The organism is Rossellomorea marisflavi, assembly GCF_009806575.1.
GTDB lineage: Bacteria > Bacillota > Bacilli > Bacillales > Bacillaceae_B > Rossellomorea > Rossellomorea marisflavi_A.
This window is the reverse complement of sequence record NZ_CP047095.1, coordinates 2,688,243-2,699,736: the sequence shown is the minus strand read 5'-3', so window position 1 is coordinate 2,699,736 and position 11,494 is coordinate 2,688,243. Positions and strand designations below refer to the sequence as shown.

Annotated in this window: 10 protein-coding genes and 1 pseudogene; 10 read left to right on the top strand and 1 reads right to left on the bottom strand. The window is 50.3% G+C overall.

All coding sequences use genetic code 11. The annotated features are described in order from the left end of the window. Nucleotides 1-28 precede the first annotated feature (28 nt). The 8 genes from D5E69_RS14075 to D5E69_RS14040 all read left to right on the top strand — a co-directional run bounded on the left by D5E69_RS14075 (nt 29) and on the right by D5E69_RS14040 (nt 8,974). Nucleotides 29-1,768, top strand: coding sequence for a methylmalonyl-CoA mutase family protein (locus tag D5E69_RS14075; protein WP_159129799.1), 1,740 nt, complete (start codon nt 29-31; stop codon nt 1,766-1,768). Further along, the gene (gene scpA / locus D5E69_RS14070) at nt 1,752-3,908 is read left to right on the top strand and encodes a methylmalonyl-CoA mutase (RefSeq protein WP_159130359.1); all 2,157 of its coding nucleotides are present in this window, start codon (nt 1,752-1,754) and stop codon (nt 3,906-3,908) included. Before D5E69_RS14075 ends, scpA begins: the two co-directional genes overlap by 17 nt. Next, the gene (meaB, locus tag D5E69_RS14065; RefSeq protein ID WP_048005984.1) at nt 3,908-4,933 is read left to right on the top strand and encodes a methylmalonyl Co-A mutase-associated GTPase MeaB; all 1,026 of its coding nucleotides are present in this window, start codon (nt 3,908-3,910) and stop codon (nt 4,931-4,933) included. Before scpA ends, meaB begins: the two co-directional genes overlap by 1 nt. A gap of 71 nt (nt 4,934-5,004) precedes the next feature. Then, nucleotides 5,005-5,442 carry a BrxA/BrxB family bacilliredoxin gene (locus D5E69_RS14060; RefSeq protein WP_048005983.1) on the top strand — a complete coding sequence of 146 codons (438 nt, stop codon included), beginning with the start codon at nt 5,005-5,007 and terminating at the stop codon, nt 5,440-5,442. A 175-nt stretch (nt 5,443-5,617) separates the two neighbouring features. Continuing rightward, on the top strand, nt 5,618-6,394 hold the full coding sequence (locus tag D5E69_RS14055; RefSeq protein ID WP_048005982.1) for a transporter substrate-binding domain-containing protein: 777 nt from the start codon (nt 5,618-5,620) through the stop codon (nt 6,392-6,394). 48 nt (nt 6,395-6,442) lie between these two features. After that, complete coding sequence (locus D5E69_RS14050) at nt 6,443-7,102, top strand: amino acid ABC transporter permease (RefSeq protein WP_048005981.1); 660 nt, start codon at nt 6,443-6,445, stop codon at nt 7,100-7,102. Next, nucleotides 7,095-7,811: an amino acid ABC transporter ATP-binding protein gene (locus D5E69_RS14045; RefSeq protein ID WP_048014035.1), complete on the top strand. Its 717-nt coding sequence runs from the start codon at nt 7,095-7,097 to the stop codon at nt 7,809-7,811. The genes D5E69_RS14050 and D5E69_RS14045 overlap by 8 nt, the downstream gene beginning before the upstream one ends. 173 nt (nt 7,812-7,984) lie before the next feature. After that, nucleotides 7,985-8,974 (top strand): aromatic acid exporter family protein, encoded by a 990-nt coding sequence (locus tag D5E69_RS14040; protein ID WP_048006392.1) that lies wholly within the window; start codon nt 7,985-7,987, stop codon nt 8,972-8,974. A gap of 17 nt (nt 8,975-8,991) precedes the next feature. On the opposite strand, the gene prli42 is transcribed toward D5E69_RS14040, so the two are convergent. Next, on the bottom strand, nt 8,992-9,087 hold the full coding sequence (gene prli42, locus D5E69_RS14035) for a stressosome-associated protein Prli42 (RefSeq protein ID WP_148795406.1): 96 nt from the start codon (nt 9,085-9,087) through the stop codon (nt 8,992-8,994). A gap of 176 nt (nt 9,088-9,263) precedes the next feature. Between prli42 and mce the strand changes: the two are divergent. Together mce and D5E69_RS14025 are read left to right on the top strand one after the other, a co-directional pair. Beyond that, nucleotides 9,264-9,682, top strand: a pseudogene (gene mce / locus D5E69_RS14030) (methylmalonyl-CoA epimerase). Next, nucleotides 9,682-11,229, top strand: a complete 1,548-nt coding sequence (locus D5E69_RS14025) for an acyl-CoA carboxylase subunit beta (RefSeq protein WP_159129798.1) — start codon at nt 9,682-9,684, stop codon at nt 11,227-11,229. Before mce ends, D5E69_RS14025 begins: the two are co-directional and overlap by 1 nt. Nucleotides 11,230-11,494: the final 265 nt, after the last annotated feature.

Sequence of the window (11,494 nt, the reverse complement as noted above, 5' to 3'; positions counted from 1 at the left end):
TAAACGATTACATTATAGGGGGAGTTTCATGCTGCGGGAAATGAAGGAGCAGGAATTTGAAGCACGTACCGTCGAGGAATGGAAGGCAGCCGCAGAATCGGCTTTGAAGGGGAAATCCATTGATTCCCTCCGCACAGAAACCTACGAAGGCATAACATTGAAGCCTTTATATACAAAAGATGATCTTCCTTCCAAGTTAGCGGCAACATCGCAGCGCAGGAGCCCAAAAGTGGCCCCGCGCATTTGGCGCAACAATTGGGAAGGGTTATTCAAAGCATTGGAAGAGGCGTTGGAGAAAGGACAGGAGTGCATTTCCTTCAGAGGGGATGACCTCGATCCCGAAGGCTTCCCTCCATTCATGGAGAAGATTCTTGCAAAGGGAAAAGATATCGATGCATTCTACCTCACCGATCGGGATTTTTCATTGATGAATGCGTGGAAGACAGAAAAAGGCGGAGCATTCTCGGGAGTGTTCGGTTGGGATCCCTTATCTCAAGGACTCTTTTCAGGGGAAGATTGGGATGTGCCAGCATGGATAAGGAATCTTGAAACCATCCATGATTTTGCACCTGCCTTAAAGCCCATCATAATAGATCTTGCACCGTATCATAGGCAAGGTGCCCATGCGGTGCAAGAACTTGCACTGGCTCTTTCCGAGGGGGTCCTCTTCATTGATGTTTTGCTGAAACAAGGGTGGACGATGGATCAAATTGCAGGGAAAATCCACATTCATTTCGCTGTAGGCAGTCAATTCTTCATGGAAGTGGCGAAGATGAGGGCATTCTCATCCCTTTGGAAGACCGTCATTCAAACATACGGGGATGATTCTACAGAACGGGGAAGCATGAGTGCCGAAACGTCGCCACTGAATAAATCCCGATTGGATCCTTACGTCAATATGCTCAGAAGCGGAGGAGAAGCATTTGCCTCCACGCTTGGAGGAGTCGACTATATCGATGTTCAACCGTTTGACGGGAGTGGCGGAAGTGTTCTCGGAGAACGGATGGCAAGAAATATCCCCATGATCATCGGGGAGGAATCCCATCTGGACAAAGTGATCGATCCGGGTGCCGGATCGTATTATATCGAATGGCTGACCGAGGAAGTCGGTCGGAGAGCATGGAAAGAGTTCGTGCGGATGCAAGAGTCTGGAGGGGTCATCCCTTATATCGAGAGCGGGGACCTTGCACGTGATCTTGAAGCGGTGCACGCCGGACGATTGAATGACCTTTCCTCAGGTAAAAGCACGCTGATCGGGACAAATGCATACGCTAATCCCGAGGACACGCTCTCATCCGTGGAGGACGATCTGCCCGGGCGCCTTTCCCTTCCATATGAACGTCTCCGGGTAAGGGCACAGCGGATTGCAGAGAGGGGATCAAAACCGATTGCCGGCATCATCGGTCTGGGGGATTGGAAGGATTTTAAGGCGAGAGCCGACTTTACAAAAGGATTCCTGGCCGTCGGGGGCATATACACGAAGGAAAGCAGTCCGTGCCATACAAAAAGTGAGATCCTGAGATTCATAGAGGAAACAAGGTATTCCTACTATGTTATCTGTGGAACGGACGCAGAGTACGACCGTTTCCTGCCTGAAGCGTCCGAATCGATCATCGCCATTGATCCAGGGATCACCCTGGACATCGCCGGGTTGAGAACCGCTCCTGGGATAAATGGCACGATCCGCAAGGGAATGGATGCCCTGGAGAAGCTGGACCGATTACTATCCATCTGGGAGGAGGGAATGAATGATGATGAACAAGCCTGATTGGTCTGCCATCGACCCGTTTGCTTCCGGGAACGGTGAAAAAGGGAACGAACATGATCGTTCTTATACAACAAACGAATCCATCGAGGTCAAGTCCCGCTATTCCGAACGTGACTTGGACGGCAGCGAGCATTTGAATGATCTCCCGGGGATTGCACCATTTACGAGAGGCCCCTATCCGACCATGTACGTATCCCGTCCGTGGACGGTGAGGCAGTATGCGGGATTCTCTACAGCCGAGGAAAGCAATGCCTTCTACAGAAGGAATCTGAGCATGGGGCAAAAAGGGCTGTCCGTCGCCTTCGACCTTGCCACCCACCGGGGATACGACTCCGATCACCCGAGGGTACTGGGGGATGTCGGAAAAGCGGGTGTGGCGATTGATTCGATCCTCGATATGAAGATCCTGTTTGACGGGATCCCCCTCGATCAGATGTCTGTGTCCATGACGATGAACGGGGCCGTGCTTCCGATTTTGGCTTTCTATATCGTCACAGCTGAAGAGCAGGGGGTAAGCAGGGAAAAGCTTTCCGGAACGATCCAGAATGATATTTTGAAAGAATATATGGTCAGGAATACGTATATCTATCCTCCCGAAATGTCGATGAAGATCATCGCGGATATTTTTGACTATACAGCCACCCATATGCCGAAGTTCAACAGCATCAGCATCTCGGGCTATCACATGCAGGAGGCGGGGGCACCGGCGGATATCGAGCTTGCCTACACCCTGGCAGATGGCCTTGACTACGTGCGCACGGGATTGAAAGCAGGGATCGGGATCGATTCATTCGCACCGAGGCTATCCTTCTTCTGGGCGATCGGAATGAACTACTTCATGGAAGTCGCGAAGATGAGGGCAGCCAGACGCATCTGGGCCAAGATGATGAAAACATTTGAACCGGCCAACCCAAAATCTCTCGCCCTTCGTACCCATTCCCAGACCTCCGGATGGAGTCTGACCGAGCAGGATCCGTTCAATAATGTCACACGGACCCTTCTCGAAGCCCATGCCGCCGCCATGGGGCATACGCAATCGCTCCATACGAATGCACTGGACGAAGCCATTGCACTGCCGACTGATTTCTCGGCGCGGATTGCCCGGAATACCCAGCTCTACCTCCAGGAGGAAACGGGAATCACCAAAGTCATCGATCCATGGGCAGGTTCCTATTATGTGGAATCCCTTACCCGTGAACTCATGGAGCGGGCATGGGAACATATCGAGGAGATCGAGGAACTGGGCGGCATGACCAAAGCCATTGAAACGGGCCTCCCGAAAATGAGGATCGAAGAAGCAGCTGCTCGGAGGCAGGCAATGATCGACTCTGGAGAAGAAGCCATCATCGGGGTCAACCGGTACAGACTCGAGCAAGAGGATCCGATCGATACCCTCGATATCGATAACACGGCGGTCAGGTTGAAACAGGTGGAGAGAATCCGACAGCTCAAAGAAACCCGCGATGAGGGAGTGGTTCAAAAGGAACTCCATGATCTCTTTGAAACAGCGGCTTCCGGGAATGGGAACCTCCTCGACCGTGCGGTGGCAGCTGCACGTGCAAGAGCGACCCTTGGAGAAATCTCGGATGCTGTGGAAAGGGCATGCGGACGGCATAAAGCGACGATCCGTAGCATCAGCGGGGTATACAGCTCCAATTTTTCCAACGAGCAGGAGATCCGCGAAGTGCAGGAGATGGCAGAGGAATTCCTTGGAAATGAAGGGAGGAGACCGCGTATCCTCATCGCGAAGATGGGGCAGGACGGACATGACAGGGGAGCCAAGGTCATTGCTACGGCGTTTGCCGATCTCGGATTCGACGTAGATATCGGTCCCCTTTTCCAGACCCCTGAAGAAACGGCGCTTCAGGCTGTGGAGAATGATGTGCATGTGGTCGGATTCAGCTCCCTCGCAGCCGGTCATAAAACCCTCCTTCCCGAGCTCGTGAAAGAGCTGAAGGCTCTTGGAAGGGAGGATATCCTGGTGGTGATCGGCGGAGTCATCCCGGCGAAGGATTATGAATTCCTTCTAACCAACGGGGCATCCGCTGTTTTCGGTCCGGGTACCATCATCCCTGTGGCCGCGCAAAAAGTAATCAAAGAGATCTACCGTGTTCTTGGATATGAGGAAGTGGTGGAGTGATGACACTCCCTAAAAAGAAGTTCGTCAAGAAACAGGCTGCACCGATTCCAATCGAGGAGATGAAAGAAGGCATCCTTCAGGGGAACCGGGCTTCCCTCGCCAGGGGCATCACCCTCATTGAGAGCAGTTCGCCCGGGCATTACGCCGCAGGTCAACAATTATTGCAAGAGCTGCTTAGCCATACAGGCCATTCATTACGGATCGGCATCACAGGTGTACCCGGAGCAGGGAAAAGCACCTTCATCGAGCAATTCGGAGAGATGCTGTGTGAGGAGGGGCTGAAGGTGGCAGTCCTTGCCATCGATCCGAGCTCATCTGTAAGCGGGGGGAGCATCCTCGGGGACAAGACCCGGATGGAGCTCCTCTCAAAAAATCCCCTTGCATTCGTCCGGCCATCCCCGACGGCCGGGACCCTTGGGGGCGTCCACCGCCGGACGAATGAAACGCTTCTTCTATGTGAAGCAGCCGGTTATGAAGTCGTCCTCATTGAAACCGTGGGTGTCGGACAAAGTGAAGTGCTTGTCCGGCAAATGGTGGACTTTTTCATGCTCCTCGTCATCACAGGAGCAGGTGATGAGCTTCAGGGGATGAAAAAGGGGATCATGGAACTGGCCGATGCCATCGTCGTGAACAAGGCAGACGGCGAGAATCGCGCCCTTGCAGAGAAAACGAAAAAAGAATTGAATCAGATCCTTCATTTCCTTACGCCAGCCACAAAGGGATGGACACCAGGCGCCCATACATGTTCCGCACTGAAAAAGGAGGGGCTGAGCGAACTATGGCAGCTCATCCGTACATTTGAACAAGAGATGAAAAAGTCCCTCGTCTTTGACAGCAGAAGGGAAAAGCAAAAAGAAGAATGGTTCCATACCATGCTGAAAGAGCGGGTCCTGACAGACTTCCTATTCAATGAGAAAATCAAAGAAACGCTCCCCCGGATGGAAGAGCGGCTGAAACATTCAGAGACCACGACGACAAAGGCGATTGAAGAACTATTGACCCTGTATAAGAACGGGTTCAGGTGAATTTTATTGAAACCATAGTAGGTTCATTGGTATGATAAGGATATGTCTGAAAAGGAAAAGGAGAGATCCACATGGATATAGATTTTAATTTGCTTATGAATGATGTTGTCCGTCAAGCACGCCAGGAAATCGAGATGGCAGGCTATGCACAGCTGACAACGGAAGAGGATGTCGATCAGGCCCTCACGGCAAAAGGCACCACCCTCGTAATGGTGAACTCCGTTTGCGGTTGTGCGGGAGGGATTGCTCGTCCGGCTGCGGCCCATTCCATCCATTATGATAAACGCCCGGATCGTCTCGTTACGGTATTTGCCGGTCAGGATAAGGAAGCAACGGCCAAAGCACGCAGTTATTTTACAGGGTATCCGCCTTCCTCCCCGTCTTTTGCTCTGCTAAAGGATGGTCAGATCCTCAAGATGGTAGAGCGTCATGAGATCGAAGGACATGATCCGATGTCGGTCGTTTCGAAACTGCAGTCGTACTTTGACGAATATTGCGAAGAAGTATAAGCGAAATCCCCATCTAGAAAGATGGGGATTTTTTAAGAGGTTAAATATCAGAATATACAAACTTCTTAAAATATGTGAAAATAGTCTTGCATAACGCTCGTAATTTGCTAAAATACTTTTATGCAATAATTATTCATTATCACTTATAAATATTCAAATACAGGGGGCATAACACATGAAAAAGATACTACTATCTGCAGCGGCTGTCGCACTGACTTTCTCTTTGGCGGCGTGCGGGACGAACAAAGACGAGACCACAACGGGAGATCCGAAAAAACTCGTGATGGGGACTTCGGCAGATTATAAACCGTTTGAATTTGTTGATACGGCCAACAGCTCTAAAATCGTTGGATACGATATTGATGTAGCGAATATGATCGCAGACGAACTCGGCTATGAAGTAGAATTCAAGGACATGGAATTCAGCGGTCTGATCACCGCATTGAAGACGAAGCAGGTGGATTTCGTTATGTCTGCCATGAGCGTCAAACCGGAGCGTAAGAAAAACGTGGATTTCAGTGATGTGTATTATACTGCGGAAGACATGATCATTTCTACGAAAGAAAGTGGAATCAAATCAGAAAAAGACCTTGACGGGAAGACAGTGGGTGTTCAGTTGGGATCGATCCAGGAAGATGCTGCGAAGTCGCTTGCCGAGAGCATGGATGTAAAGGTCGAAAGCCGGGACCGGATTCCTGAGCTCATCCAGGATCTGCAAAATGGCCGTTTTGATGCTTTGATCATCGAGAATACGGTGGCCAAAGGATACCTAGATAAAGAAGACAGCCTGCAGGGTGTGACAATGCCTGTCGATGAGGAAGAGTCCGGATACGCCATCGCCTTCCCGAAAGAAAGTAAGCTTACGAAAGAGTTCAATGCTGAATTGAAAAAATTGAAAGACAGCGGGGAGCTCGATAAGCTCGCCGAAAAATGGTTCGACAACGAAGAATAAGGTTGAGGGGAAGGGGAGGCCCTTCCCCGGTTACTTGGAGGAGATAGCATGCCACTAGATTTCGCACAGCTCACACCTTCCATTCCCTTCATTCTTGAAGGGTTGAAGGTTACATTGAAAATCGTCGCCATTGCCGCGGTTCTTGGTTTCTTATTCGGGATCCTCCTGGCTCTATTAAAAATCAGCCGGATCAAACCGCTTATCATTCTGGCAGACTTATATACATCCATTTTTCGGGGGACGCCGCTTGTCCTCCAGCTCATGATCATCTTTTATGGGTCTCCGCAGCTGTTCGGGACCCAGATCGAGGCCTCCGTCGCTGCCATTCTGGCATTCTCCCTGAATTCAGCCGCCTACATTTCTGAAATCATCAGGGCTGGGATCAATGCAGTCGATAAGGGTCAGAGAGAAGCAGCCCTTGCACTGGGTGTTTCCTATCCGCGGATGATGATGGACATCATCCTGCCTCAGGCGATCAAGAACATCCTGCCTGCACTTGTGAATGAGTTCATCACCTTGACGAAGGAATCGGCCATTGTAACGGTGATCGGTGCAGCAGACGTCATGAGGCGTTCGTATATGGTGGGGAGCGATTTGTATTCCTTTTTCGAGCCTCTCCTGTTCGCAGGACTGATCTACTATGTCCTCGTCATCATCTTGACATTCATCGGGAAGCTTATTGAAAGGAGACTGAAAGGCAATGATTAAGGGGAAATCCATCCATAAGTCTTTTGGACAATTAAACGTATTAAAGGGCATCGATTTTTCCGTCGGGAAAGGGGAGGTTGTAGCCGTAATCGGTCCTTCCGGATCAGGTAAATCAACCCTTCTCCGCTGCCTTAATTTCCTCGAGGAGCCGACATCGGGTGACATTCATTTTGAAGAGCAGCTGGTGAGCAAAAAGAATGTCGGGAAAGTACGGCAGGAAGTCGGGATGGTCTTTCAGCACTTTCACCTCTTCCCCCATTTGACCGTCCTTGAAAATGTGACGTATGCACCTGTCCGTGTAAAGGGAATCTCAAAGGAACAGGCAGCCAAGGCAGGAATGGAACTCCTGACGAAAGTGGGACTTAAAGAGAAGTGTGACGAATACCCCAACCGTCTTTCCGGCGGGCAGAAGCAGCGGGTAGCAATCGCAAGGGCGCTGGCCATGGAGCCGAAAGTGATGCTTTTCGATGAGCCCACCTCTGCGCTGGACCCTGAAATGGTTAAAGAAGTACTCGACGTCATGAAAGCACTCGCTCATTCGGGGATGACGATGGTGATCGTCACCCATGAGATGGGCTTTGCCCGGGAAGTGGCGGACCGGGTCGTATTCATGGATGAAGGGGTCATCCTGGAAGAAGGAAATCCGGTCGAGTTCTTTTCTAATCCGACAAGCACAAGGGGCAAGGTCTTTCTTGAAAAAATACTGTGAAGCAAAAACGGGGCTGCAGGAGCGGCTCCGTTTTTCTTATGGAATGACTGTCACACTATTTCCAATTCAATTAAGGTTTCGAATCGGGCATCGCCCCACTTGAAATGTGGTATTCTATAAGAAGCCAATATCAATCGATAGAAAAGGTTGTGACATATAGATTGAAAATACCTATGCCTAAAATTGGATACCGCACCCTGAAGACCGGTATAGGGACGGCGCTTGCCATCAGCGTGGCCCAGTGGCTTCATCTGGATAACTTCGTATCGGCAGGGATCCTTACCATCCTCTGCATTCAGAATACGAAGAAAAAATCGATCAATGCATCCTGGAGCCGCTTCCTGGCATGTGTCATCGCCATGGTCATGTCCGGTGCCCTCTTTGAGTTGATTTCCTACCATCCTGCCGTGATCGGCCTCGTACTCCTCATCTTCATCCCGATTACCGTTGCGCTTAACATTTCGGAAGGAATCGTAACGAGTTCCGTCATCATCCTTCATGTGTATTCGGCAGGGAAGGTCACCCTGGGGTTATATGAAAATGAGCTCGGGATCATTTTGACAGGGATCGGAATCGCCCTTTTGATGAATCTCTATATGCCCAGTGTGGAAACCAAGCTGGTGGAATATCAGGAACGCATCGAAGAGAACTTTTATAAGATCTTCTGTGAAATGATCAACTATCTTAAAACGAATGATGGCAAATGGGATGGAAAGGAAATCACGGAAACGGAGAAGCTTCTCAGGGAAGCGAAGACCCTTGCATTCAAAGACGTGGAAAATCACTTCCTGCGCCATGAAAATCTGTACTATCTGTATTTTAAAATGAGGGAAAAGCAGTTTTATATCCTTCAGCGGATCCTGCCCATTGCAGCTTCACTGTCACAAACCGTTGAACAGGGTCACCGGATCGCGGATTTCCTTGAGGAACTGCGGGATCATATCCACCCAGGGAACACCGCTCTTTTTTACTTGAAAATGCTCTATGATATGAAAGTCGAATTTGAACAGATGGAACTTCCCAAGACCCGCGAAGAATTTGAGACGAGGGCAGCCCTCTATCAGTTCGTCCGGGAGATGGAAGAATACCTGCAGCTGAAAAGCTCGTTCAAAGGCATCAAGAAATCACGATCCTTCCATACAAAAAAGTCCGCTACGTCGTAGCGGACTTTTTTGTATACCTATAGCAAGAATGTCAATCCGGCCATGATGGTGGATGCGATCATGGCGAATAACATGATGAATACGATGATTCTCTGGATTTTCTTATTGCCCATGTAATGGTTCGCTCCAATCTGTTTGCGTGGTTACTCATCATTTTATCGTGAAATCATCAATATAACAAGGATTCTGACGGGAGAAAACGTTTACTTTTTTTGTGCTTTTAGGAGGAATTTCGACAACATCTATGGAAATAGGATAGTGGTGATAGTGACAACAAGGGGATGAGAGAATGAAGAAAGTCGATCATATCGGGGTGGCTGTCCGCTCCATTGAAGAGGCACTTCCTTTCTACGAGGGCGTGCTGGGCATTCCGCTTTTAAAACTGGAGGAAGTAGCCAATCAAGGGGTGAAAGTGGCTTTCCTCGATGCGGGGAATCTTAAGATTGAACTATTGGAGCCCATTTCTGATCAAAGTCCTGTCTCGGCTTTCATTGAGAAAAGGGGAGAGGGGCTTCACCATATAGCATTTTCTGTAGAAACGATCGAAGAGAGGATCGGGGAGATCATGGAAAAAGGCGTCCGGATGATAGATGAAAAACCGAAAACGGGTGCTGGGGGGCTTCGGTCGCGTTCCTTCACCCGAAGTCCTCCATGGGTGTACTCTATGAACTCTGTGAGAAGAAGGCATCGAAGGGAGAGACAACATAATGGATATTTATGAGAAAATTGACGAACTATACGAGCGCAGGCGCGAAGTGGAGCTTGGCGGAGGAGATGAGCGGATTGACAAACAGCATGCCAAAGGAAAGCTGACCGCACGCGAGCGGATCGATTTGCTCGTTGATGAGGGGACCTTTGTGGAATTGAATCCCTTTATTGAGCATAGAAGCGTCGATTTCGGTTTGGAAGGAATGAAGGGACCGGGAGATGGGGTGGTGACCGGATATGGAAAGGTCGATGGACGGCCCATTTATCTGTTTTCCCAGGATTTCACCGTGTTTGGGGGAGCACTTGGTGAAATGCACGCACAAAAGATCGCCCATGTGATGGATCTTGCCGTTAAAAATGGAGCTCCGTTCATCGGACTGAATGATTCTGGCGGAGCGCGGATCCAGGAGGGCGTTGTCTCTCTCGACGGCTACGGGCACATCTTTTACCGGAATGCGATCTACTCGGGAGTCATCCCTCAGATCTCCGTCATCATGGGACCTTGTGCAGGCGGCGCCGTGTATTCCCCTGCCATCACGGATTTTGTCTTCATGGTCGATGATACGAGTCAGATGTTCATCACCGGTCCAAAGGTGATCGAGACCGTGACTGGCGAAAAGATCAGCGCAGAGAATCTCGGTGGGGCAAAAGTTCACAACTCGATCAGCGGCAATGCCCATTTCAGGGGCAAAACCGAGGAAGAAGTGTTACGAGAGGTCAGGAAATTACTCACCTACCTTCCACAAAACAATGAGGAAAAGCCCGCGCGTCTCGACACCGGAGAATCGGATGATTATCGTCCGGACCTCACCGATATCATCCCGTTCGATGCCATCCGTCCTTATGACGTGCGGACGGTCGTCAATCAAGTGGTCGATGAAGGAAGTTTCATGGAGGTGCAAAAAGAGTTCGCGAAGAACATCGTCGTCGGCCTTGCACGAATCAAGGGAGAAGTCGTCGGCCTTGTATGCAATCAGCCGAAGGTCATGGCAGGCGGACTTGATATCGATTCGTCTGATAAGGCGGCAAGATTCATCCGATTCTGTGATTCCTTTAACATCCCACTCATCACCTTCGAAGACGTGACCGGTTTCTTCCCTGGTATCAAACAGGAGCACGGAGGCATCATCCGCCACGGGGCCAAGATCCTTTATGCCTATTCGGAGGCAACCGTGCCGAAGATGACGGTCATCCTCCGGAAAGCATACGGTGGAGCCTATGTAGCACTCAACTCCAAATCCATAGGAGCAGATCTCGTATTTGCATGGCCAAACGCGGAAATCGCCGTCATGGGTCCACAAGGGGCAGCGAACATCATCTTTGCCCGGGAAATCGCATCATCCGACAATCCTGAAGCAGTCAGGGCGCAAAAGATCGAAGAATACCGCGAAAAATTCGCCAACCCGTACGTTGCAGCATCCCGTGGCATGGTCGACGACGTCATCGACCCCCGGGAAACCCGGATCAAGCTCATCCAGGGACTCGACATGATGAGGAACAAAAAAGAAGACCGCCCCAAAAAGAAACACGGAAACATCCCATTGTAACAAGAAAAGCGGAGGCGGCTAGCCCTGAGGCGACAAGCATAAGGCGGATCACTCGGAAAGGCGTTCTGTGCCTTTTTGAGTGATTAGACTTATGACCTCGAGCCTCAAGCCGCCGGAGCTAGACAGGAAGAAAAGCGTAGGCGGGGAGGGCTGACCCGACAAGCATAAGACAGTCAGCCCAGAAAGGCGTTCTGTGCCTTTTTGGGTTGACTGCCTTATGACCTCGAGGGTCACCCCGCCGGAGCTGGACAGAAGAAAAGCATAG